Genomic DNA, 22,207 nt, shown 5'->3' on the forward strand with positions numbered 1-22,207 from the left:
CTTATTTAATAGAGAGGTTCAACAATGTCAATAAGCAAACAAAGTAATGGCTATGCTCTTGAGTTGCTTGTAGGCATTCAAGATGAATTTTCTGGCAAATCTAAAGCTATTGAGCAAGAGACTAAGCGCCTTGGTAAAGAGGTTGAAGAACTTCAAAAAATGACGGGCGACATCACTAAATTCAAGAAAGCAGAAAAAGCTCTGGGCGATTTGCAGAAACAACAGATTAAAAACAAAGATGAGATAACAAAACAGAAGGACGCTTTAAAAAAGTTGAAAAAGGAGGTTGGTGACACAAAGGAAATTGAGCGTCAGGAACATGCACTTAAAAAACTGGAACGACAAGACCGTGATACAACTGCAAGCTTGCGTGAACACGAAAGAGAAACTAGACGCCTTCGCCGTACATTGTCAGATGCAGGATTAGATCTAAGCAACCTATCTGCCGATGAAACTAAGCTGCAGAATAAAATTGAAAAGACCACCAAAGCTCTCAAAGAGCAGACTCAAGCGCTCAATAAGTTTGGTGATGCCAGTGCTCAAATGGAAGGTCTTAGCGACAAGCTCGGCGTGATTGGCAGTATCACTGCTGCAGCTGGTTATACGCTTTATCGTGGTAACGACATGGCAAAGCACATGCTCATGTACGCAGCTCAAACTAACACAGACATATCTGAGCTAAAGTCAGACGAGCAGCGTAAGTTCAGAGCATCGCTCGTTGCAGATGGTGCCACCAGCGGTGATATATTCACGGCCATGGGATTGGCTCGAACTCAAGGACTGGATGATAAAGAAACGAATGCACTGACTGCTGCCACCGTGCGAATTAACCAAGTATTTCCAGACCTTGACCCACAAGAGTTAAGTCGTTCAATTGCCACTGCATCTAAATCATTTAATGTCAGCATTGATGAAGCAGCTCAAGCGGTCATGTCGGTTAGACAATTTAGTGGTGATGCAAACCATGATCTCTTAGACACTTTTGCAGAGTATTCGCCTCTTCTTGGCGATGACATGTCGTTAGATAAGTTTGCTGCATCGCTAGCGGCAGGGCGTAAGGCTGGAGTTTGGAACTACGACAAGATCGCTGACGGCATGAAAGAACTCTTCCAAGTACGCTTTAAAGAGCAAGGAGAGTTCGTCAAGCTAGTTGGTGATGACAAAACGACAGGGGCTATTGAAGCCATCTCTGATGAGAAGGAGCGCAAGAACGTTCTTACGGCAGCATTGCGTTTGCGTCATGCTGTCACTACAGGTCAAGACTCTGGTGATGCCTACACTGCATTTATGAAGAGCTTGATGCCTGTAATGGAACATGACCGAGGAGCTATCAAGCCTATTTTGGAAGCCGCAGGCGGAACAATACTTAGTGAGGATATTGGGGTAAAAGGCCTTACAGGGATGACTGAAGGAGCTGCTAATCCAGAAAAATTTATTCATGAAATTAACCTAAAAGAGCTTGCTCAAAGCACCCGAACAGAAGCGGAAAAACTTGCAGACGCAGGACGAGCTTCACAATCTGTCGTTGATGAATCCACTGCAAACTTAATCCAATCTCAGGATAGCTTATCGACGGCCATTCAAGACTTAAGCAAAACTTTCACTGACTTTGTGATTGAAAATCCAATAGCTGGGCATGTTTCTAGCGCAGTTGAGACCGCAACGTTAGGGGCTGGCGGAGCCCTTGCATGGAAAGCGAGAGGTAAAATTTTAAGTTGGCTTACAGGTAAGACGATTGACGTAGCGGCAGGCGCAGGTGCTGAGAGTGCTTTAGGCGCTACTGCCACAAGAGGCACGGGTATGTTAAGTCGCTTTAAGCTTGGCACTGGTATAGTAAGTGGTGGTACGGCTATGTATGGTCTATCACTCATGCCTGATTTTAGTCCCGTTAAGATAGATAGATCAGATGACCGCGATGACCGAGCATCCATCTTTGGCTTTAAGACTAATGAAACTGGGTATCTTGGGTTCGATCAAAATATCATCCCTAAAAAAGTTGGGTTGATGGATGTGTGGGATGAGTGGTTTGGCGATGATAAATCGGACGATGTTAAGCGTGTCGAAAATTTAGTGGATAGTTCGAACGACACTGCCATGGTCACAGGACAACCTACGGCACCAATGATTCAAATCGAGTTCACTCCTCAAATCACAGTTGAACTCACTGGCGCTTCCGAAGAGCAAGCCCAGGCACTGTCTGACAGCATCGTGACCGCACTTAGAAACATGACGCCAGAGCTTCAACAGCAGCTACGTGATGCCATGTCAGACATCATGCAGTCTAGTGATTACCTGGAACATTAAAAAGGCATCGGTTAGCGCCGATGCCTTTCTATTACCTCTTATTCTGCGCTAAGCGCTTGTAACTGCTTCAACGTTGTATCAAACGTTTCCTCTTCAAACTCAATACCGATAAACCGACGTCCCAGCTTTAAACACGCTTTACCTGTTGATCCACTTCCCATAAACGCATCAAGTACCACATCACCTTCTCGGCTGCTTGTCGTAATAACATGCTCAAGCATTGCGGCTGGTTTCTCGCATGGATGTTTACCAGGATAATACTGTACAGGCTCAAACTGCCAAACATCGGTATAAGGTACGTCTGCTGTCACTGAGAACGGACGACGAAGCGTTTCATATTGAGTTTTTAGATCATCATATTCTTTAACCAAAGTCTGGTAAGTTTCCTGCAACGATTGGTATTGCGTATGCAGCTCTTGATGGCTTTTGGTTAGCTCTCCAGCTTTCGCCTTGAATAACGCCTGCAGCTGCTTGTACTGTTGTTCACTTGGCAATTTCCATTGGCTTGCGCTGAACCAGTGCGAGCACATCTGAGAGTTGGTAGCATGGTTGATCTCCTTTGCAGTAATGCCCAGTTCTTTACGAGCATTAGCAAAGTAGTCAATTAGTGGTTTAAACACTTCCTGTTTCAGTGCTTTACATTTAGTGGCGTATCCAGAAGAACCTTTAGCAAAACCTTCCGAACCATAGTGACCAGCAAATAGCACACGTTCCGTTGAAGGAAAGAACTTGCGAAGGTCAGGTTTATGCATTCGTCTCCACGGCCCTGACGGCTTAGCCCAAATAATGTGGTTAAGCACTTCGAAGCGAGAACGCATTAAGATTTCTGTATCTACAGCGAGCGTCGAACCACAGAACAGGTACAAGCTGCCGTTGGGTTTTAGTACACGCCAAAATTCCACTAGCACTTCATCAAGCCATGCAAGAAAGCTTTCGACATCTGCCCATTGGTTATCCCATGCATTGGCTTTGATTCTAAAATACGGTGGGTCGGTAAGAATGAGATCGACAGAGTTGTCATCAAGTGTTTTAAGGTGCTGTAAGCAATCAGCATTAACGAGGGTCAATTGATTGTTGTGTAAGGTGTGTTTGTGCATTCTGGTCTCCTTATTGAAAAGAGCCTTGAATACAAAGCAAGCCGCCAGCCTCAAATGAGACTGGCGGCGTTTCAATGCTTCCTCTCCAGCGTTACTGGGTCTCAGGTACTCAAGGCATCAAAACACAGAAACAGCTTATCACAGAATTACTGTATAGTTACACAGTGGTCAGTGTTACTGCTGATAGCTTGTGCAACAAATCACCACCCTCAAAAGTCAGAGCAAGAGATCCATCTATACTTTTGATTGCGCCAAGCACCTTCAATTGTTCAACGATGAACATCATACCTACAGAGGTTACTTGGTGCATTGTTGGGTTTACATAGAATGCAACGTCACAGGCACTTTCTCTTGGTTGGTTGCTTTTAACGGCGTTTAAAATAGCTTTAATGAGGATTTGTTGGTTTTCTTTAATATCAAACAACATATGAAATAGACCTTATTGGGTGTTTCTAAATTGCCACGAACCATTACATTCGTGACAAATACCATCCAGTCATTATTGGGGCTAAGCGCCACAATATTGATGCTGAGCAAGTTCACTTATTGATAACCCCTAATGTGTTATTTCTGGTTTAGTTTGATTAATTTTGATAGATTGATAAAAATTACCCATCCAACATTTCAACGTTATGACCTTTGAAATTAAACGCTTATATGTTAGCCCTGATGACTTGGAGCAATTGGGGACCAAAGAAAAATTTTGGTTTTGGTTTAAAGGTGGGACAAGACGCTGGCTTTTTAAGTATTCCAGAGAAAATACGGGAGAGCATTGGTCTGAAAAAATTGCTGAGGAACTATGTAAAGAACTGGGTATACCTCATGTAACTTACGAAATAGCTCAAATGATGCTTAATGAACGTATGGGCGTCGTGTCACCAAACGTAATCCCAAGTTCAAATCGAATGATCATGGGTAATGAAGTTTTACATGCCGATAGTCCTTTAAATTACCCAGTTCCAATGGAGCAAAACCAAAAGTTTGTTCGAGTGAAAGAACATACCATAAGCAGGGTTCTTGGTTGTCTAGATAGAACAGACGTGCAACCTCCCAAGGGATGGGATTGTATTGATGGATTAAATGCGGGTGATGTTTTTTGCGGCTATCTTTTGTTAGATGCTTTGATTAGTAATCAGGATAGACATCATGAAAACTGGGCTATCGTGATGGATATCGAATCTAAAGAAAAATATTTGTGCGAAACTTACGATCATGCTGCAAGCTTAGGTAGAGAGTTGTTAGATATTGAACGTGATGAACGTTTAAAGACAAAAGATAAAAACAGGACTGTTGGTAAGTTTGTACGAAAGGCTCGTTCGGAGTTATTTAAATTCAAAACCGACAAAAAGCCAATGCTAACTACTGATGCATTTTTTACTGCGGTAGAAAAAAGGGAAGAAGCTAAAAAATTTTGGCTCAGCAGACTTGAAGGATTAAGTGATGATAAAATCCACGAAATTTTTGATAAGATTCCAGAAGAAGTGATAACTGACACAGCAAAACAGTTTGCGTTACAAATGGTACTTGAAAACAAAAATAGGTTACTAACAGATGACTAAAAACAATCCGGTTTACTTAGCTTGGCAATCGCCAGATACAAGAGACTGGCATGTCGTTGGGGCCCTTACTGATACACAAGAAGGCTTTGAATTTCGTTACACACAAGGTGCGACAAGTTCCTCAAACTTTGTCCCATTTAGCGGAATGGAAGACTTACATACATCGTATGTATCTATTGAATTGTTTCCTCTATTTCATAATCGTCTATTGTCAGAGAGAAGACCTGAATATCCTCGCTTTATTAAATGGTTAGGACTTAAAGATGATGAAGTTACACCAGTAAATATTTTAGCTCGATCTGGTGGCATGAGAGGTACAGATCAACTTCAAATGTTTCGTCGTATTAATATCAATGAAAGTGGTTCTTTTGAACACTACTTTTTCTTACATGGTGTTAGTCACTTATCTAAATCGGCACAACGCCGAATCGACGCTTTAGAACAAGGTGAACAGTTAAGACTTTGTCTAGATTGTCAAAATGAATATGACAACCATGCGGTAATTGTTAGAGCAGAAGACCCTGCGGAAATTGTAGGCTATTGTCCTCGATATCTAGCGCGAGACATCAAAGCTCTTTTAACTAAGTCAACCGATCTCATTGTATCAGTAGAAAACATTGCGAAAGATGCCCCTATGAACTATCGGCTACTTTGCAAAATCAGTGGGCATGTTGTTGATGGGGATAATACCCTCCCAACGCAAGATGAATATAAATTTCTAGTGTAACGAGAAGGGCCGGTAATCTGGCCCTTTTTTATTACTTCGTATCCAACTTAACAAACTCGGCTTGCAGCTTGGCTAGTTCGCCTTTGGTGAAATACTTCACGTTATAAACGCTCGATTCTTCAAACGCAGAAACCAACATTACTGCTACGTGCTGATTATCTAATGCAACCTGGTACTGCAGCGTCGGCAGCCACTCATCACCATCAAGTTCATCAAAGCCAAACAGGATGCCATCAACATCATCCAAGTTTGTGCCGGCTAATTTTTCTTTGAACGGATTGAGCTCTGGTGTTTCTTTAATTGCCTTGTCGAGAACGGCAGTGGATACTCTGCTTTTAGCCGCTTGATTGATTTGTTCTTGGATAACGGATTTGCTTTGTTCATATGAGTAGCTCAGCACTTTGTTGGTAAGACCGTACTCTTGAGCACTGGTAGCCAAGGACTCTGGTAAGGCTTGCATCGATACAAGGGGCGAACTTCTAAACTGATGCTCTTTAGAAAACGTGTCGTTTTCATGCATAGAGCTAATGGTGATTTTGGTGTATTGCGACTTCTTGCTTGATGGCAGTTTGTCGTATTGCTCCCTGGTCAGCACCGATACCGTACCTCGGCACTTATGATGGTTTGGTGGATAGAACTCAATCCAAAACTCATCGTTCTTTGGTTTGGCCACGCCGTCCAACTCTCTGCAGAGTTTGGTGGTGCCATCATCCATCACCGATGTGTAGACCAGGAATTCGACCAAATCATTGTCTGCAATCTGCGTCCATCGCCCAGCATTGTATGCGGTCATCATGTTGTTGCGATAATGCAGTTCAAGCCAGTATGGATTTGCCTCTGCAATGCCGACTTGCTCAAGATACGCATCCAGGTTGCGAAGCACCTCTGAACGACTTTGACCTTCGTTTAATGCATCTTCATAAAGCTTCTTCACTCGATTGACAGCATCGAGACTCGATACATTGGCAATGGTAAAAGCGCGCAACTTCATCGACGCTTCGGTCTGTCGATAGGTTTTGCTGTCTGCAGGTATCATTGATGACAGCGCATCAATGGCTTCTTGGAATGGTACAGGGTCAACAGCAAGGGTAATAGGTGCGTTGGCCAGCTCGATGTTGGCATCGATTTGTTTGATGATATGCACTTGACCTAGCAGCCAACTTACCATCATTGAATTAGTGTACGTTGCCGTGTATGCGCTCATGAACGCATTGATGTCGACATTACCACTTTTGATTGCGCTAGTGATTGCTCTGGACAATTTATTGGCCGTAAAAGAAAGCGCCTCATTTTCGAGGCGCTCCATTTTGGTCAGGTTGTCTTTTTCAGCGCGCTCCACGTCTGTTAGAACAGCCATAGATGTTTCGCCTCCGTTGGGTCCGATAATTGAATGGTGCCATCTTCATCAGTGACAGCAGACTTGAGAAGCGCTTTAAACTTCTTATCGTCTACTCGCATGCGGATACGGCCATTCATGTTGTTCGCCTGGAATATCCATTTGAATAACGTTTGGTTGAGCGCTTTGAACACCATCTTTGCATCCGCCTTGGCATAGAAGAACGCATTCTGCTGGTGCGTTTCTCCCATAGCGCGAGAGCCATATTTCTGGTTACCCGATGACAGGGTTTGTCCTGTAAGGCGATAAGTGATCTTGTTATCGATGTATTTAATCGCATTCAAGATTTCATCAACCTTTCCTTGTGGGTTGAGCACTTCAATACTGGCGACACCACTGACTGCCGCAACATCACCGTTCTGCAGTGGAGCCAATGCATCCGCCACAGTTTGCAATGAGGTCTCATTATTACTTTCGGTTAACGCCACTACATTAGGGATGGCATACTTCTCACCAAGGCGCTCTAGGTTAGCCCAGTTGACCCACTTGGTTTGCCAAATTGGCCAGAGTGGTTCCAGAATTGAATGCCCATAGGGTTTGTCGCTGGTGCGTTCTCGTGTCACTGGAATGATGCGACCTGCTGGCACTGGCTGAATTTCGCCATAGGTGTTTCGATACGCAACACCACCGTCACGTAGAATGTAAAAGCTATCAGGACGCTTGGCTTCGGACTCCACCGGAATGGCATTTGCGCCGTCTTGTTCCCATTTTATTTCGACGGGGCGATATCCAAACTCTGCAGCTGTCAGCATACGCAGCATCAAATCTTCTATATCTAACTCACCAAGAATGGCTTTTGCGTTAGCAATGTCGGTTTGTGAGCCTTCGATAATGAACGGAATTTGAGAAGCGAACGCATGGCGCATGTCCACGTCCGAGCTAATTTGGTCATCGAGCATCATGGCTCGAATCGCACCAAAATAATAGTTGGTGACATTGACAGACTCAGAGCCAATCTCTGTCGGTTGGGGATAGAAGTCTTCAATGACGCCAGAAGGCAAACCTGCAACCAGGTTTGTGAACAATGTTAGATTTTTCATCTTTTGCTACTGCGGCTCCGACGTAGGTGGATGTGCCAGTGTCATCTTTGTTAATGCCAAGAATGGAATCGATGAGCGCGTATGCCAGCTCTTCAGGGTCTTCAAGATTGAAGAAGTGATGCGCACCTAATTTATAGATGGCCATTTGCACCATGGCAGCAGACAGCACCTCTTTATCAGAGGCATTAAACGCTCGGTTGATGTTGCCTGTTTTGGCTAGGTAGCCGTAACACCACACAGCCGCGCTGTTACAAGAGTCGGTGATGTTGTGTCCATCACCGTAGACGAGGCTGTCATAAATTTGATTATCGAGGGCGCGTTGGACGCCCTCTGGTGTTACTAGACTTTTTAGTTCGTCTAGTGTCATCGTTATGCACCGCCACCCATTGCATCGTTACACCAACAAATCGCCGCCACCACTGGAACCGGTACGGGTTTTGAGTGACCGATAATTTCTGCGCCATTTGGGTTTTCTGATTTAAGCGGTTTTGAGAAGAACGGCAGTGCTTTCAAACCTGCATCGAGATCATCAATCGCCAGGTAGTAGAAATCGTGCCCAGCATCAAGGTCAATCATACACAGTGCTTCAGCGTCGATTTTATCCACCATGGTTTTTGCACCACCCACATAGGTATGGTACTTGCCAGACATACGCTGAATTTTGTAACCACCGATGGTGATCTCGTTTTCAGCGATTTCAATGCTGATGTTGCGAGTATTCGTACCTGAAGCGATGTCCATGATGCGCGCGTAAACATCGCGACCTGCGTAGGTTAACAGCTTGCTGCCATAGCCGTTGTCTTCAATTTTTTCGGCCATGCTTTGCAGCAGTTTAAACAGTTGACTAATGGTGGTATCTGTCGATGATACGTCGATGGTGCCAGCCGCGCTGTACTCTTCGGTAAGGCCGTAGTCGTAGACTTCCAGTTCAATCTCACCACCTTCAGCTTTCATTGGATATTCCACTTTGCCTGAAAGCGCCATGGCACACATCGCCTCAATACCCTTGTAAACGCGGCGTAGCATGTTGGCATTTTTCGAATCAAACCATTGTTTTGTGGCTTTCATCCCTAATGCTTTTAAGTTGTTCAGCTCAGCTGCGGTGGCAAAGTGCGACATAACAAAACCTTGTGGTTCGATAGCCTTTACGGTTGTACCTTCCGATTTCAAGACAAGGGCAGCAGTACCACGACGAACCACAGGCACGTTTGTGGTGGTGTCTTTGATTTCAGAATATGGCAGCGACACGTCATGCCATAGCTGAGCAGGACCAAACACCGTATTGCGAACTGGCATCGGTACGGGTTTTAATTTCTTTTGTTTGTTTAGGAACTCACCCCAAACATCCAGCTTCGTATAGCTGCGGAACAGGTCGATAATATCCATGACTTCTCTCTTTCTTAAAACAGTGTTCAATGCGCCTTAAATGCGGTTTTAAGGCGCGTTTAATTTTGGTTACTTGATGCTGACAACGACATCGTCAGAGTCATCACCGATGTGCAGTTTCAGCACGGCGTCACCCGCGGCTTTGGGTAAAATCGCTCCCGTTTGCGCATCCACTTCAAACACATCAGTATCTGAGCTTTCAAATTCAAACTCTTCGCTTTCTGGGTTCGCAAAAGCAATAGGCAGTTCAACGACGGTACCAATGAACGCGTTCTTGCCTAGCTCCAGTTCGATGTCAAAATCTGGTGTAGGGCGAAGGAATCCACGCGCCTTTGAACCTTCAGGTGCTTCTTCGATGTCATCCGGCAGTTCTTTTTCTTGCAATGTGAGCGTGATGGCCATGTCAGATTTCAGACCTGGAACATTACCTGACTTAACGAACGTGGCAGAAAGCGTGGCATCACCCGCGCCTTTGACGATGAACTTGCCATCTTCAATCGCAATCACGCTTTCATCTGAGGTTTTCAGATTGACGCGCTGCTCATGCGGATTGAACACCAGCTCCATCTCTTGACCTTCGGCCATCAACGGCGAACCGATATCATCCACTGTGAATGGATAGGTCAGCGTTTCAAGCGCAAAGCCTGGCTCTTGGTCTTTTGGTTTGGTGGCAGTAGTCGATGGCTTTTGTTTCGCGCTGTCAGCAAGTTGCTCGTCCACATTTTCTGGCGCAAGCGCTTGAGCAACGGCTTCGACCGTCAGGCGCTCCTGGTCGTAAAGCTCAGACAAGACTTTGAGGCCCAGTACCTGTTTCACCAGGTTATCAATCTTGGCTTTACGCTGACGGTTCATCAGCAAGAAGCGAGAGTGACCACCAAGGTTAGCCATGGCGCTGCCAACGCGATTAAATTGCGCTGAAAACTCAGCGTCTAATTTTTGCTTATCCATTACCATTCACCTTCTGCCCACAAATCGCTTAATGTCAGCATGAACTGCGCTTCTGCTGGAAGTGCAGAGTCATCCGCCAGCACGACGTTCTCACGAACATAATCACCTTTAACGAGTGCCGTAACCGACGTATCACCAGCGAATTGCTTACGAGTCACAATCGCCAAACGATAAGCCGCTGTTGCCGTGATGGTGCCGCCTGCGCCATCATCAATGTCTTCAGTCGGAATAGTGATGCCATCCCAACGACCCTGAATGCCTTCTTTGGTGACCACAATGACGTGGCCGATATCAAGGTCAGTGATTGCACCTGCAGTAATTTGATGCACCTTTGCACCCTTACCACTGCCAATCACATTCTTATGGCTTAATGCCGTCTTAGAGGTAAATTCCATAATTCATTACTCTTGAGTTGTTTGGTTTCAATGTGCGCCCAAAGAGAACGCACGCCACATCAATGCAATTACCAACCTTCAGGGTCGAACGTGTCTTTTTCTTCACCTTCGTTTGAAAGTTCAATGTTGCCAAACACATCGAGCGAGCCTTTTTTCTTTTCAGGTGTCGCCTTAATGAGTGACTTGATTTCAGCGTAACGAGAGCCTTCGCCTGTGTTACACAGTTCGATAGCCGATGCACCTTTGATCATCGAGGTGATCACTTTCAACATGTCTTCACCAAGATTGGCATCGTTAGCCAATTCAGTGAGAGTGTCACGACGGTCACCAGCCATTGATTCGCGCATCTGTTTCAACTCTTCACTCTCTTGACCTTCCTGAGTGGTACCTTCGCCTTTAGGGTTGCCTTCATCCTTAGGTTTACCTTCGTCTTTAGGCTTACCTTCTGGCGCTTTAAAACCCAGCGCGTCACCCAGCTGCTTTTTTTCGTCGTCCGAGTAGCTCTTGACGGCTTTCATTAGATCTTCAAATTTCATAATGGCATTCTCATTCAATTGTTTGGTTTGCACTCCAGCATTGGAGAACAGAAAAATAGCGTCGCTTTCACCGTCATCGCTGAGCTCGACGACATCCAGCGTTTTGATGTTTGCAGCAGGCGGCAAAGAGCCAAGCTGAGCTACGTGGTGAAGGTAGAATTCGCCAGGTTTGCCAGGAAGCGGATAAATGCCGGCGCTTTGACCTTCGAAATACCCTTGGTCTTCTAGCTCTTCGAGTTCAGGTGTGTAGTGCTGCTCGCACAGCAGTACCGCTTCACCTTTGTCGCTCGTGCCAACGCCGCGAACGTCAATGCGACCTAGCGCCGGAACCTTGTCATCGCCCTTTTCGGGATGTCCTAGCGTGACTGGAGGACGTGAGCCTCCCGAGTTACGAACCACAGATTCCAGCACGGACTTGTCAACAGGTTGGCCATTGCGCTGAATGCCTTCACCAACGAGCTCCAATTTGCGAATACGAGGCATGGTTCACTCCTTACAGCGAAATAGTAATGCCGCCGCTACCTGGCTCATCGGCTGGATAGCGAACACCAGTAACAAAATCGAGCTCAAAGAGGCGACCACTGTTGTTGCTGATTTCAATGCGGAACACGGACATCTGAGCGGTGTACGCTACTTTTTCTTTAGTGTGATGTGTCGCTGGCGGATTTTTCACGTAACCCCAAATACGCGTCACTACACCATCAAGACGGCGCGTACCTGTCGTCACATCCAAACCACGGACATCACACAGAGCTCGAATGGCAACATAGCCGCCGTTTTTGGTGAGCTGCTTCAAATCTGCAGGCGCGGTGCTGTCAAACTCGATGTTGGCCGCCATTGCTTCATAATCACCATTAGGAATTTCCATATCACCGATACCGCCAAGCGCCGAGAACGTTTCAACCTTAAGTTGAGGCTCTGCTGTGATGGCTTTGACGCGTCCGATGTACTGCGTTTCATTGATAAAGCACATATGGTTGCGCTTGGTTACATGGTTCTCAGCCATTGTTAATTACTCCCTACGAGTGAGCTAAAGGCGCTTTCCAGACCTTCCACGTAAATTTCTGCTGCATACTCAACGGTCTGCATCGGGATTGGTGGTGTGAACTGATAGCGATACTTAATTTTGCCCTGTTGCAAGTTCACCAATGGGTTGTCGTTTACTTCCAGATACACATTGGAGTAAACCAGTGACGTGCCTTCCTTCGAGCGAAGGTAATCATTGACCGTGTCACGAACGCGACCACACACCATGGCCTGTAGACCATGTGGCCCTGTAAACATCGGCTTGTCGATAAACTGCAGCGTAGTGGTTTCAATCGACTCTTCGATGATGTCCGCTGTGCGGCGAACACAAAGGAATGACGTTAAATCGGTTGAGTCTGGATACGCGCTTGAGTAGTTACCAAAACCTTTCCAGCCGCTACGGTTGATCATGGTGTAGATGCCGTTGGCATTAAGATAGTTAACGTCACAAGCGACATCGCTAGGGATGTACTCAATGTCAATGGATGGACCGACGATATCCACCAAAGGATAGTTGGATGGAGAACACCAGTAGCCAGTCTCACTGACAATAGTGTCACCCGTACCATTGCGGTCGACTTGTGCCATCAAGCCTGCCAATGAAGGTGCGAACCAATCCACTTTGGTCGAGCCGTCATCTTGAATAACAAGGGGACGGGGCCAACATGGCATATAACGATCGCTACCAAATTGCTGTTTAAAGGCGAACGCCTCTTCTTTTGTGCTGACATCTTCCGGCATGTCACCCACCCAAACACCGCGAATGGGTTTTACTGCCGCAACTGCTAACGAGGCCGCGCCCGTTTTGTGCAAGATGCCAGGAGCAAGATGGATTTTTGATGAGAAGCCATATTTGTTGCCTGCTTTGCGCAGAAGCGGCAAAGCATCAATGAATGCAGCTAACAGCGCATCAGAGACGGCTGTGACCGTCACTTCATAAGTCAGCGTTGACGATTGATAAGTCGCATTCCCAATCAGCTCTAGTGTGATGGTCGCCACGCCTTCAGCAAGCGGTGTGATTTCACCCGTGCCATTATCGACAATCGCCACCGTCTCATCACTGGATGAGTAGTTCACGGCCAAGTCGTTAGGGTTCGACAGCTCAACAGGCGTTGCAGGTGAGCCTGTATAGACCACACCTTTAGATGCAGACAACGTCGCACCGTTAGCCTCTTTACCTGCATCAGGATTGGTTTGCGCTACGGTCAGTGTGTACGTCAACGTCTCGGTTGCCGCTGCGCGAGTTTGCGATTGAGCAGAACGCGCGCCTTTCTTGCGAGAGCGCGTCGCTTGCTGTGGCGCAGACTCAGATGCAGCTTCGGTGCCGTCATCAAACTCGATATTAAGTGTGATGGTGGTTTCACCTTCTGCCACTAATGTAACTAGGCCGTCTGCATCAACGGTCGCAGCCGCTTCATTGCTGGACGTATAAGCGATAGTGGCGGCGTGTGGATTGGTGACAACAACAGGAGATACTGCTGCACCATCATCAATATAAGCCGTAGCGCTGGCAGAGCTGAGCTTCACGCCCGATGTTGCTGGCTCTTCTGGCGTGTCCGGAAAATCAGAATCTTTACCCAGAGGAATGGCAATCACTGAATTGCTTTCCACATAGGTATGAATACGTTTAAGCGCTTTTGAAATGGAACCTTCACCGAAGAGTGCGTACGCATCATCGTAGTTGGTGGTGTGATTGAGCTGCATCGGCTCTGCTTTTTCGGACGTGCCGAAAATGCCAATCACACTCGATGCAACATCGGTGACGGCCAGCGAGCCTGTGGTGGACTCAACGGTATAGATACCGTGTAGAAATTCATCAGACATAATGCCCTCCTAGAAACTGAGAGCATTATGGAAGTATTCACCAAGGTCAGGTGGCAATTGACAAAATGAGGATGGGGCTAAAGGTCGTTGGAGAGTTCAAAATATTCGCGAACACCTGTTTCATTTATCGTGCATGAAAGCCCCAAACGGATCAAGCCCTTCGTCGGCTCGACAGACACTATCTTCACGCTATCCAGTGTGATGCGCTTTTCGTATTTAGCAACCGACTCCGCAATCGCCACCTGCAGCTTTGACATAAACCACATCGGCTTATCTAAATATGCGAGAGCATCAGCGGCGTAGTCTGGCAAGTAAATACGCTCGGTTTTACTGGTATAGATGATCATGTAGAGCGATTGCTTAATATCATCCAGTAATGTGGCGTTTCGACCCTCGCCACCGAGTTTGAGTGAGTAAATCATGTCACACCTGTTTTAATTCGCTTAAAAACCCGTTTTAATTGTTTTAAGATTTTATTTTCGATAAATGTTACCACTGAAATTTAAACGCCCTTAGAACGCGATACAGAGCGTTTTACGTTAGGGTTTATTTATCGCCTCAAATAGCCAAGAAGACGACTAAGCAGTGAAGCACTTCGAACACTGACTGCTGGCCCTGTTGGGCGACCTTCTGCATCCAAGTGTGTGTGCGTATTAACCGAGACCGTTACCCCGTTAATGGTCGCCGTACCAGACACTTCCATGCCGTTTTGCATTTTCGCCACACCGCCAGATACAGGACCACCATATCCAGCCGCGCCAACCGTCCCCATAAAGGTGGCGGTTTGCTGACCTGATACTGTCCCCGTCACAGATAGATTGCCGCCAATGTTCGTGTTACCGCCCACATCCAAGGTTTTGCTGATGACCACTGCGCCCTTAATATCCACATCAGAGACAATCGAGACTTTATCGGGACCAACTTGAATCGATGGTGTGCCACCTTGGATTTTGAGCACGCCTGTTTGCGTTGCCTGGTCGTACTCCAATAACGTGCCGTCTTCAAACTGAATACCAAATTTATCTGGATTGGTGGTGTACGGTCTGGCGTTCACATTCACTAATGAACCCAGGACATAACCTCGCACCATCGATCCAATAGGTGGGAAGAGACACAGCACTTGCTCACCCACGGCCATGTTCCAACTGGCATTCACGCCTTTGGTGCGAGAGCCCACCACTGACAACCAATCAGATTCTGGGATGCGACCACCTGCAAACGTAACCTTTACGCGGCGCAGTTCGCTGTCGACTTGGCTGACGGTCGCAACACTTACTGTGCGCCTTAACATAGTGAAGACATCTTTCATCTTATTGCCAAGTACGCGAATATCATCAAACATGGCTACATCCTCCCTCGCGCGCCACCGCCAATACGTGCAAGGCGCTGAGCGGCGCTCTTCATCTTTTTCACCACGTTTGGTGTGGCGCTGCCCACAAACTGCTTGGTCTCAAACTCACTGACACACATCTCAATCACATCAGGGCAGTCATCATGCCCACGCGGAAACTCTTCCAACTGACTTTTAAGCAACACTTGATCTTCTAAGAACTGAACGCCGCCAGACTCCACATCGGGCGACAGTGACTTGATGCGCAGTTTCTTATTGCCACTGGGCTTATAGCCCGTGATAGGCAGACGAACGCCATGGCCTTTGGCAAAGCGAATGACCGAGTTCTTATAGATTTTCTGAAACGCAACTTCTTCAAACAGCACTTTTTTAGGTGGTTTGTTAAAGGTGTTTTTCACCCAGAGATACACCTCAACGATGCGTTTCGCGAACGTCAAATCGGATTCATGCCAGCCATTACAAAACAACACGTAGTCCACCAAGGTAATGCGATGGCGACCTACCACGCCGATGGCACTATAGTCTCCGGTCTCCATCCCAGTCGCAGGGTCAACGGCCATCATGATATCGATGTCGCGGATATCGAGATCGGACAGCTGGTAATGCTTGAAGTATTCGGGTTTGAAGTCTTGCTCTTTGCGCGAGCGAGGCATGTTCATGTATTCCGCCCACCACACTTTGCGCATGATGCGACGTAATTCGTAAAGGTCAGCCAATGGCCATCGTGACGGAAAGAGAGAGTGCCCTGTTGGAGTAAGGGCACTAAACACCAAACCAAGCCAGTTAGGCAGCAAGCCTTCACGAATGCGTGCGAGCAATCTGGACGGCAAGTCATCGTGGTGCATGATGGTGTTGGCCACCACAATCAGCATGCCTTTACCCAGAGGCAAAATTACTGAGTCAAACCAGTCCTCACACTTGTCTCGTATTTCCTTGTTGTTCTTTTCGAGCTCTGTGATGACGTCATCGAGAATACAAGCTGTGGGACGCAAGAACCCGTGCGTTGTACCACGGATAGACTGACCACGACCGACACCTTCAATGGCATTACCATTGGCGAGCACGAGTTGCTTTTGCGTCCAGATATTGCCGTGAACCTTTTGCACGCCATAGTCATCAATAATGAGCTGGTTGGTCTCCAATTCATTTCGAATGGCCATGATGTTCTTTTTAGCCGCTGGGCCACTGGCACCACCGATAATGATGTATTGCTCTGGGTAGTTGAGCAGCAACCACATCGGTAAGGCTTTAACGTTACGCGTGGTTTTACCGTGGTCACGAGGCTCCAAGTCGAGAATGCCATTAAACTGCGCCCGCTCGGGCATAACAATCGAACCGTGATTGATGGGATAGACCAGCTTTTTAAACAGCTTCATGTCGCGTTTGCGCATCACTCGCGACGCCACAATACGAGAGAGCGCCTTTTGATATGGCGCAGCCTCACACGTAAATGCATGCGGCATGTACGTCTCACAAAAATAGGCAAAGTCAGCTTTTGCTCTGACGCGACGTCGACGACGCGCTTTCTCTTGTCGCTTCTCTTCTGCCAGTTTTTGCTTGGCTTCTCTTTGGCCTTTACTTTGCGCTTCTTTATGCGCGATGGCCGCATTGGCTTTTTCGCGCAGGTTATCGAGGTCAGCGTTACTGAACTGTGAGAATGGCGCTTTCATCAATCAGCTCCAACTGCAGTTTCAAGTAACGAATTTCCAGTTTGTGTTGCTCAATGGAAAGCTCAAGACTCGATTTTTCCAGCGTCTGCAGATGCATTTCACCAAGCAGCATAATGGCAACTAAGACCAGCACTAACGCAGATAAGCATTTCATCATGACTCCTTAGCGACGCTTCTTCGTGCGCTTGCGACCATCGGGGTCCACACGCACCGAACGGATGATCTCAACCAACTGGATAAGTAGCTCTGGGTTGCTCTCTTCAAGCAGTACCTTAAATTCATCTTCCAGCTCTTTCTTGGCTGCATCCACGCCTTTACGAAACTCGGTCTTGAGTCGGTCAAGGTTGACTTGAGAATCCGATAGACGAGCCAGCGAGTTCACCAGTTTGGTGACATCGCCAAACGACTCGGTGCTGACGTCGTAGTTTTTCACCACCTCAACAATCTTGCTCTGCAGAACCTGCAAACCAATCTCTGAAATGTCGGTGTTGGGTCTGTCTCGAAACTCATCAAGGAATTTGTTTGCAAAGCGATCGCGCTCTTTCTGCTCTTCCAGGAACGTTTCCCATTTTTTGACTTCGCGATGCACGCCAGCGCGGCTCACTTCCCATCCCTCATCAGAGAGAACGGCGGTGATGTCGGTCAGTGTCATCTGCTCCTTGTCGTACATATCGATAATGCGCTCGCTCAATCCTTGCAGCTCAATCTTCGATTTTTTGGCCACATAACCCTCTTATTTTTCATGCTTTTTGATGGTGCCATTGTGGCTATATCACGCGCGCATGCGTGGCAATTGACAAATATTGGCCAATAAGCAGACGACAATAGAGCTCGGTTTAAACGAGATTTAAAACGGCATGAAAGAGTTTTTAAAAGCGCTCAATGAGACGGCGAGCATCATCAACGAACTGCCCGAGCGCATTGCGCCTTTCGGTTTGCAGTGCGTGAAAGACAACTATCGCAATGGCGACTTTGCACCTAACTCGACGCTGACGAAGAACACCAAGAACGGCGGCGCTAAACCGCTGTTTGATTCGGGTGAGACGTACGCTTCGCTTACGTACCAGACAGGTCAAGGCGAATACCGCATCGGGACCAACAAGGTCCATGCGCCGCTGATTAATGACGGTGGCATTGTGAAGCCATTAAAAGCGCAGAAACTCACCATCCCTGCTGACAAGCGCATCAAAAAGCGCACTGAAGCCTATGGCGTTCGCAAGACGTTATCGGGATTGGAGGCGCAAGGGTGGAAGATTTTCTGGCGTCCAAACTCCGTCATGGGACGAGCGCCAGTCGGTGCGAAAGGCATTGGCCGAAAAATCAAAAGCCGTTTTAACCGTAACAACAAAAGCAAAGACAAAGGCGTGTTCTATGTGCTGTATATCCGAGCCGATGAAGTGAAAGTACCAGGGCGACCATTTATGTACCTAAGCGACGAGCAGCAAAAAGAACAAGCCGAGCTGGTTCAAAAAGAATTAATGAAGGCGGTGAAATGAGCGCACCAAGTTTACACCCCGAATCGCTGACGGCCATCAATAAGCTCAAGGCCGAAATTGAGCGCTACCTCGATATCACCACCATTGTTGAACCCAACAATGCGATGGCGGCCATTGAAGTTCGCCTAATGGTAACAGGTGCGTCAACGCTGAACCCGTTGCCGAAGCCAGACTGTTACGCTCCGTTCGTGCCGTATGAGTGGAATCTGCCTGTCGTAGTTTGCGTACGCGCAACAGGTGGCAATGCTGGCAACGCACTCGCAGGACAAGCCACCTGGATAAACATGCAACTGGCCAACTTTTTGGAGAACGAGTTGGTTGAGGTGCGTGATGTGGGCCAAATTCTCAAAGTACCAAAAGGCATGATGCAGCTAGGTCCAAAGAACAAGATGCACATCGTTGGCGATGCTGAAATCACCAATGCCAAATTTACCCAAAGTGGTTTCACAGGGGACAAAGAAGCAGCGGATTTCGATCCCTTTGATGGTCCCTTTACTTATCGTGAAGACTGGAGCTTAACCATGGTACTCACGGTCCACCGCGATTTTTATTCACCGACATTAAGAGAAGTTCGTTTTTACAACGAGCTGCTTGACGAAGAGGTGGTTGTACCGCCAGAGGAAGAAGCATGAGCCAAGAAGCACAATACGCCGCCTGGGGTGGTTTTGGTGATTTGACCTTCAAAGGTCGATTGAGTCCCAGTCAATTTCAAGACCGCCGCACCTGGCGCGTGACTGCGCAGCAAGTGGTGAACGGTTATCCAAGACATCAAGCGCAAGGTGAGAGTGAGCGCACTTGCTCACTGACGATGCAGTTCAGCAACAAGTTCTGTGACATCACAAAAAGCGTTAAGGCGCTCGATGCCATGGCAGAAAATCAAGTGCCGCGCGCGGTTGTGATTGGTGATGACATTAAAGGCAAGTTCACCATTCGCAGTCGCACGCTAACGGGCATGAAGACCACACCCAGTGGCAGCGTGGTTAGCATGACATACCAGTGTGAATTAGTGGAAGTGAAAGACAAACCATGAGCACCACGACGTTATATGCCCAGCGTGGTGAGCGCTGGGATCAACTTTGTTATCGCGCTTACAGCAGCGCCAGCGAGACATTGGTTATGACACTGCGTGAAGCGAACCGAACGCTGGCAAGTGACATGGATAACTTTGAGTTTGATGGGGGCGAAGTTGTCACCATCCCTGCACTTGAAGTGAGCACGGTCATTGAAGACACCACGGAGAAGCCGCCATGGGCAGAATAGCTGGAAGCTTGATTAAGCCATTTGCCATTGTGAAGTGGGCTGGAAAAGAAATCAGTCAGGAGCTGTCAGACTACGTAAGCGCATTGACCTACACCGATGTACTCGACAGCAAGAAGGTCGGCACCGATACCGTCTCGATGACACTCGTGAATCATGATGGCCGCTTCTACGATGCTTGGTTCCCTGAAAAAGGCGACACGCTTGAGTGTGGTATTGGCTGGTTTGATGACGATGGTAAGCGCAATGCGTGGATGTGGGGCAAGTTCACCATTGATGAGATCCGATTTAGCTTGAACCCCGACAAGGTCAGCATCGGTGCAAACGCCAAACCTGCCACTCGCGGAAAAATCGACAATGAAACGAGCGAAGTGTATGAGCAAACCAGCTTTGTCACATTGGCGGAGGACATTGCCAAAGAGGTGGGCGTCTCGATACTCATTGCCCCCGATGCACGTGATGTCGCTTACACCCGAGTGCAACAACGAGATGAAAGCAAGATGGCCATGATGGGCCGCTTGGCTGATGAGAACAGCATTCCTATGGCGTTTAAAGGAAACCAGCTTGTTGTTGGTGAACTTAATACCAGCACGTTAACGCTCGATATCCGTAATCGAGACATCGTTGTTAATGGCTCATTCCCAGTATCAGATCGCACCAAAAGTGACGGCATCATCGTTCAGTTCTACGACGTGGTCAATGACACTGCTGGCGAATACCGAACAGGCAATACCGATGAAGGGGCCAAAATAAAAACGCTTACCCCTGATGGTGTCACTTCCATGGAAGAAGCCAAAAGTTATGCCGATAACTATGTCGCGACAGGCTCAGGTAAAAGCAAGCAAATCACGACAGGCAGACTAACGCTAGTGAACGCCACAGTGACCACTGCCGACATGATTGCCTTGACGAGCGCTGGCAAATTGCCAAACAAATGGAAGCCAACATCAGTGAGCACATCACTCACCAGTGGCGGCTGGACCTCCACCGTAACCATACAGAGACGCGCATGAGTACCAACCGATTTCCAACGCTACCAGAACCAAGCCTGGTTACTCCTGATTTTGAGGGCGACCTGGCAAGCCTGAAAGAGCGCTACTTCAAAAAGACAGGGTATTACCCAACTGTAAACGACCCAGAAACCGTTCATCTTGAAGCCATTGCTTATAGCAAGAACGAAGTGATTGATGAGATTAACTACGAGTCGAAGCAGAACTTACTGGCGTTTGCTGAAAGTGGTCGTCTTGAACACCTCGCTGCATTGGTTGGTGCTGGTGAGCGACTGGGCGCTGCCTCTGCCAGCACGGTAGTCGAGTTTACGTTTACCGCAGGACACACGGGTGTGGTTATTCCAAAAGGGTACGAACTCAAAGCCGCCGATGACCAGACTATTTTCTTGTGCATGCAGGACTACATTGTCGATGCTGGTGAAGCCAATTTACTGGCTAACTTTGAATGTCAAACACCAGGAGAAGAAGGTAACGGATTCATTGCTGGCCAAATCTCTACCATTGTGGACACCAGTATCGCCGAAGTAGAAAGCGCGACAAACGTGACCACAAGTCAAGGCGGCGCACCAGAAGAAGATGATGACCGTTATGCCTATCGCATTTGGCTTGCGCCATCAGGGTGGTCTTCCTGTGGTCCTTACGATGCGTATGAATACTTTGCTCTGTCAGCCAGTTCAGCGATTGGCTCGGTATCCATTTGGACGCCTGCCCCAAACGACATCAGCATCAGCGCTATCTTGCTTGATGGCTCTTTGCCAGAGCAGCCCATCATTGATGCGATTTACGCGCAGTGCTCTGGTAAGAAGCGCGTGCCGCAGGGGGATCGAGTTGCTGTTGTCGCGCCTGGTGGCGTGAATGGCACTGCCACTATCGCGCTGCAAGTATTCAATGACTATGCCGCACTGGGTAAAACCATCGTTGATACGGCGACTAAGTTGGTGAACGACGAGTTACTTAAATGGCGCACCACCCATGGCAAAGACATTGTCGTTCAAGATCTTGAAACCATCTGCAAGAACATCGAAGGCGTGTACTACGCGGATGTCACTATCACCGACAGCGATGGCAATGTCATCGATAAGAAAAAATCCATCAGTAAACAAGAGCGCGCAAACATCACATTGACCAGTGTCACTCACACCGTCATCGATGAGCTGAGCTCAAACAACTTCCAATAACGGAGAA

25 protein-coding genes are annotated in these 22,207 nt (G+C 47.5%); 9 read left to right on the plus strand and 16 right to left on the minus strand.

What is annotated here, in order from left to right:
- Positions 1 to 24 precede the first annotated feature (24 nt).
- Positions 25 to 2,304: a phage tail tape measure protein gene (locus ACLIIY_RS21855; protein ID WP_025818506.1), complete on the plus strand. Its 2,280-nt coding sequence runs from the start codon at positions 25 to 27 to the stop codon at positions 2,302 to 2,304.
- A 38-nt stretch (positions 2,305 to 2,342) separates the two neighbouring features.
- On the opposite strand, the gene ACLIIY_RS21860 is transcribed toward ACLIIY_RS21855, so the two are convergent.
- Entirely contained in the window at positions 2,343 to 3,401 is a 1,059-nt protein-coding gene (locus ACLIIY_RS21860; RefSeq protein ID WP_031419451.1) for a DNA-methyltransferase, read from the minus strand.
- 157 nt (positions 3,402 to 3,558) lie between these two features.
- The gene (locus ACLIIY_RS21865; protein ID WP_025818507.1) at positions 3,559 to 3,828 is read right to left on the minus strand and encodes a hypothetical protein; all 270 of its coding nucleotides are present in this window, start codon (positions 3,826 to 3,828) and stop codon (positions 3,559 to 3,561) included.
- A 205-nt stretch (positions 3,829 to 4,033) separates the two neighbouring features.
- Between ACLIIY_RS21865 and ACLIIY_RS21870 the strand changes: the two genes are divergently transcribed.
- Together ACLIIY_RS21870 and ACLIIY_RS21875 are read left to right on the plus strand one after the other, a co-directional pair.
- Positions 4,034 to 4,960, plus strand: coding sequence for a hypothetical protein (locus ACLIIY_RS21870; protein WP_025818508.1), 927 nt, complete (start codon positions 4,034 to 4,036; stop codon positions 4,958 to 4,960).
- On the plus strand, positions 4,953 to 5,687 hold the full coding sequence (locus ACLIIY_RS21875; RefSeq protein WP_025818509.1) for an HIRAN domain-containing protein: 735 nt from the start codon (positions 4,953 to 4,955) through the stop codon (positions 5,685 to 5,687). The genes ACLIIY_RS21870 and ACLIIY_RS21875 overlap by 8 nt, the downstream gene beginning before the upstream one ends.
- Before the next feature lie 31 nt (positions 5,688 to 5,718).
- On the opposite strand, the gene ACLIIY_RS21880 is transcribed toward ACLIIY_RS21875, so the two are convergent.
- From ACLIIY_RS21880 to ACLIIY_RS21945, 14 genes are all read right to left on the minus strand, one after another.
- Positions 5,719 to 7,044, minus strand: coding sequence for a phage head morphogenesis protein (locus ACLIIY_RS21880; protein WP_025818510.1), 1,326 nt, complete (start codon positions 7,042 to 7,044; stop codon positions 5,719 to 5,721).
- Positions 7,032 to 8,123, minus strand: coding sequence for a phage portal protein family protein (locus ACLIIY_RS21885; protein ID WP_025818511.1), 1,092 nt, complete (start codon positions 8,121 to 8,123; stop codon positions 7,032 to 7,034). The genes ACLIIY_RS21880 and ACLIIY_RS21885 overlap by 13 nt, the downstream gene beginning before the upstream one ends.
- Positions 8,065 to 8,490, minus strand: a complete 426-nt coding sequence (locus tag ACLIIY_RS21890) for a hypothetical protein (protein WP_024701758.1) — start codon at positions 8,488 to 8,490, stop codon at positions 8,065 to 8,067. Before ACLIIY_RS21890 ends, ACLIIY_RS21885 begins: the two co-directional genes overlap by 59 nt.
- A gap of 2 nt (positions 8,491 to 8,492) precedes the next feature.
- Complete coding sequence (locus ACLIIY_RS21895; protein ID WP_024701757.1) at positions 8,493 to 9,509, minus strand: major capsid protein; 1,017 nt, start codon at positions 9,507 to 9,509, stop codon at positions 8,493 to 8,495.
- Between the two features lie 69 nt (positions 9,510 to 9,578).
- The gene (locus tag ACLIIY_RS21900) at positions 9,579 to 10,457 is read right to left on the minus strand and encodes a hypothetical protein (RefSeq protein WP_025818512.1); all 879 of its coding nucleotides are present in this window, start codon (positions 10,455 to 10,457) and stop codon (positions 9,579 to 9,581) included.
- On the minus strand, positions 10,457 to 10,852 hold the full coding sequence (locus tag ACLIIY_RS21905; RefSeq protein ID WP_025818513.1) for a hypothetical protein: 396 nt from the start codon (positions 10,850 to 10,852) through the stop codon (positions 10,457 to 10,459). The genes ACLIIY_RS21900 and ACLIIY_RS21905 overlap by 1 nt, the downstream gene beginning before the upstream one ends.
- Before the next feature lie 68 nt (positions 10,853 to 10,920).
- Positions 10,921 to 11,871, minus strand: a complete 951-nt coding sequence (locus ACLIIY_RS21910; protein ID WP_025818514.1) for a hypothetical protein — start codon at positions 11,869 to 11,871, stop codon at positions 10,921 to 10,923.
- A gap of 10 nt (positions 11,872 to 11,881) precedes the next feature.
- Complete coding sequence (locus ACLIIY_RS21915; protein ID WP_024700544.1) at positions 11,882 to 12,394, minus strand: phage major tail tube protein; 513 nt, start codon at positions 12,392 to 12,394, stop codon at positions 11,882 to 11,884.
- 2 nt (positions 12,395 to 12,396) lie between these two features.
- Entirely contained in the window at positions 12,397 to 14,238 is a 1,842-nt protein-coding gene (locus tag ACLIIY_RS21920; RefSeq protein ID WP_025818515.1) for an Ig-like domain-containing protein, read from the minus strand.
- 77 nt (positions 14,239 to 14,315) lie between these two features.
- Entirely contained in the window at positions 14,316 to 14,660 is a 345-nt protein-coding gene (locus ACLIIY_RS21925) for a GPW/gp25 family protein (RefSeq protein WP_024700542.1), read from the minus strand.
- Between the two features lie 128 nt (positions 14,661 to 14,788).
- Positions 14,789 to 15,580: a phage baseplate assembly protein V gene (locus ACLIIY_RS21930; RefSeq protein ID WP_025818516.1), complete on the minus strand. Its 792-nt coding sequence runs from the start codon at positions 15,578 to 15,580 to the stop codon at positions 14,789 to 14,791.
- A gap of 2 nt (positions 15,581 to 15,582) precedes the next feature.
- Positions 15,583 to 17,259 carry a phage terminase large subunit gene (terL, locus tag ACLIIY_RS21935; RefSeq protein WP_140219344.1) on the minus strand — a complete coding sequence of 559 codons (1,677 nt, stop codon included), beginning with the start codon at positions 17,257 to 17,259 and terminating at the stop codon, positions 15,583 to 15,585.
- On the minus strand, positions 17,231 to 17,413 hold the full coding sequence (locus ACLIIY_RS21940) for a hypothetical protein (protein ID WP_024700539.1): 183 nt from the start codon (positions 17,411 to 17,413) through the stop codon (positions 17,231 to 17,233). Before ACLIIY_RS21940 ends, terL begins: the two co-directional genes overlap by 29 nt.
- 9 nt (positions 17,414 to 17,422) lie before the next feature.
- Positions 17,423 to 17,983, minus strand: coding sequence for a phage protein Gp27 family protein (locus tag ACLIIY_RS21945; protein WP_024700538.1), 561 nt, complete (start codon positions 17,981 to 17,983; stop codon positions 17,423 to 17,425).
- 133 nt (positions 17,984 to 18,116) lie between these two features.
- Between ACLIIY_RS21945 and ACLIIY_RS21950 the strand changes: the two genes are divergently transcribed.
- From ACLIIY_RS21950 to ACLIIY_RS21975, 6 genes are read left to right on the plus strand one after another with little or no spacing between them, the layout of a single operon-like run.
- Complete coding sequence (locus ACLIIY_RS21950) at positions 18,117 to 18,755, plus strand: hypothetical protein (protein WP_024700537.1); 639 nt, start codon at positions 18,117 to 18,119, stop codon at positions 18,753 to 18,755.
- On the plus strand, positions 18,752 to 19,387 hold the full coding sequence (locus ACLIIY_RS21955; protein ID WP_024701748.1) for a hypothetical protein: 636 nt from the start codon (positions 18,752 to 18,754) through the stop codon (positions 19,385 to 19,387). Before ACLIIY_RS21950 ends, ACLIIY_RS21955 begins: the two co-directional genes overlap by 4 nt.
- Entirely contained in the window at positions 19,384 to 19,785 is a 402-nt protein-coding gene (locus ACLIIY_RS21960) for a phage tail protein (RefSeq protein WP_024700535.1), read from the plus strand. Before ACLIIY_RS21955 ends, ACLIIY_RS21960 begins: the two co-directional genes overlap by 4 nt.
- Entirely contained in the window at positions 19,782 to 20,015 is a 234-nt protein-coding gene (locus ACLIIY_RS21965) for a tail protein X (protein ID WP_025818908.1), read from the plus strand. Before ACLIIY_RS21960 ends, ACLIIY_RS21965 begins: the two co-directional genes overlap by 4 nt.
- A complete protein-coding gene (locus tag ACLIIY_RS21970) occupies positions 20,003 to 21,025 on the plus strand; it encodes a phage late control D family protein (protein WP_025818909.1) in 1,023 nt (340 codons plus the stop codon). Before ACLIIY_RS21965 ends, ACLIIY_RS21970 begins: the two co-directional genes overlap by 13 nt.
- Positions 21,022 to 22,200: a baseplate J/gp47 family protein gene (locus ACLIIY_RS21975; RefSeq protein WP_031426745.1), complete on the plus strand. Its 1,179-nt coding sequence runs from the start codon at positions 21,022 to 21,024 to the stop codon at positions 22,198 to 22,200. Before ACLIIY_RS21970 ends, ACLIIY_RS21975 begins: the two co-directional genes overlap by 4 nt.
- Positions 22,201 to 22,207 lie beyond the last annotated feature (7 nt).

This window comes from Vibrio sp. K4 (assembly GCF_051122595.1).
Lineage (GTDB): Bacteria > Pseudomonadota > Gammaproteobacteria > Enterobacterales > Vibrionaceae > Vibrio > Vibrio owensii.

Bases quoted from the DNA above. Each gene is read 5' to 3' on its own strand.
- ACLIIY_RS21875 (WP_025818509.1), top strand. From the start codon at position 4,953: ATGACTAAAAACAATCCGGTTTACTTAGCTTGGCAATCGCCAGATACA.
- ACLIIY_RS21950 (WP_024700537.1), top strand. From the start codon at position 18,117: ATGAAAGAGTTTTTAAAAGCGCTCAATGAGACGGCGAGCATCATCAAC.
- ACLIIY_RS21975 (WP_031426745.1), top strand. From the start codon at position 21,022: ATGAGTACCAACCGATTTCCAACGCTACCAGAACCAAGCCTGGTTACT.
- ACLIIY_RS21870 (WP_025818508.1), top strand. From the start codon at position 4,034: ATGACCTTTGAAATTAAACGCTTATATGTTAGCCCTGATGACTTGGAG.
- ACLIIY_RS21925 (WP_024700542.1), bottom strand. From the start codon at position 14,660: ATGATTTACTCACTCAAACTCGGTGGCGAGGGTCGAAACGCCACATTA.
- terL (WP_140219344.1), bottom strand. From the start codon at position 17,259: ATGAAAGCGCCATTCTCACAGTTCAGTAACGCTGACCTCGATAACCTG.
- ACLIIY_RS21865 (WP_025818507.1), bottom strand. From the start codon at position 3,828: ATGTTGTTTGATATTAAAGAAAACCAACAAATCCTCATTAAAGCTATT.
- ACLIIY_RS21920 (WP_025818515.1), bottom strand. From the start codon at position 14,238: ATGTCTGATGAATTTCTACACGGTATCTATACCGTTGAGTCCACCACA.
- ACLIIY_RS21915 (WP_024700544.1), bottom strand. From the start codon at position 12,394: ATGGCTGAGAACCATGTAACCAAGCGCAACCATATGTGCTTTATCAAT.
- ACLIIY_RS21895 (WP_024701757.1), bottom strand. From the start codon at position 9,509: ATGGATATTATCGACCTGTTCCGCAGCTATACGAAGCTGGATGTTTGG.
- ACLIIY_RS21900 (WP_025818512.1), bottom strand. From the start codon at position 10,457: ATGGATAAGCAAAAATTAGACGCTGAGTTTTCAGCGCAATTTAATCGC.
- ACLIIY_RS21855 (WP_025818506.1), top strand. From the start codon at position 25: ATGTCAATAAGCAAACAAAGTAATGGCTATGCTCTTGAGTTGCTTGTA.
- ACLIIY_RS21890 (WP_024701758.1), bottom strand. From the start codon at position 8,490: ATGACACTAGACGAACTAAAAAGTCTAGTAACACCAGAGGGCGTCCAA.
- ACLIIY_RS21970 (WP_025818909.1), top strand. From the start codon at position 20,003: ATGGGCAGAATAGCTGGAAGCTTGATTAAGCCATTTGCCATTGTGAAG.
- ACLIIY_RS21940 (WP_024700539.1), bottom strand. From the start codon at position 17,413: ATGAAATGCTTATCTGCGTTAGTGCTGGTCTTAGTTGCCATTATGCTG.
- ACLIIY_RS21880 (WP_025818510.1), bottom strand. From the start codon at position 7,044: ATGGCTGTTCTAACAGACGTGGAGCGCGCTGAAAAAGACAACCTGACC.
- ACLIIY_RS21960 (WP_024700535.1), top strand. From the start codon at position 19,384: ATGAGCCAAGAAGCACAATACGCCGCCTGGGGTGGTTTTGGTGATTTG.
- ACLIIY_RS21955 (WP_024701748.1), top strand. From the start codon at position 18,752: ATGAGCGCACCAAGTTTACACCCCGAATCGCTGACGGCCATCAATAAG.
- ACLIIY_RS21905 (WP_025818513.1), bottom strand. From the start codon at position 10,852: ATGGAATTTACCTCTAAGACGGCATTAAGCCATAAGAATGTGATTGGC.
- ACLIIY_RS21930 (WP_025818516.1), bottom strand. From the start codon at position 15,580: ATGTTTGATGATATTCGCGTACTTGGCAATAAGATGAAAGATGTCTTC.
- ACLIIY_RS21910 (WP_025818514.1), bottom strand. From the start codon at position 11,871: ATGCCTCGTATTCGCAAATTGGAGCTCGTTGGTGAAGGCATTCAGCGC.
- ACLIIY_RS21965 (WP_025818908.1), top strand. From the start codon at position 19,782: ATGAGCACCACGACGTTATATGCCCAGCGTGGTGAGCGCTGGGATCAA.
- ACLIIY_RS21860 (WP_031419451.1), bottom strand. From the start codon at position 3,401: ATGCACAAACACACCTTACACAACAATCAATTGACCCTCGTTAATGCT.
- ACLIIY_RS21885 (WP_025818511.1), bottom strand. From the start codon at position 8,123: ATGAAAAATCTAACATTGTTCACAAACCTGGTTGCAGGTTTGCCTTCT.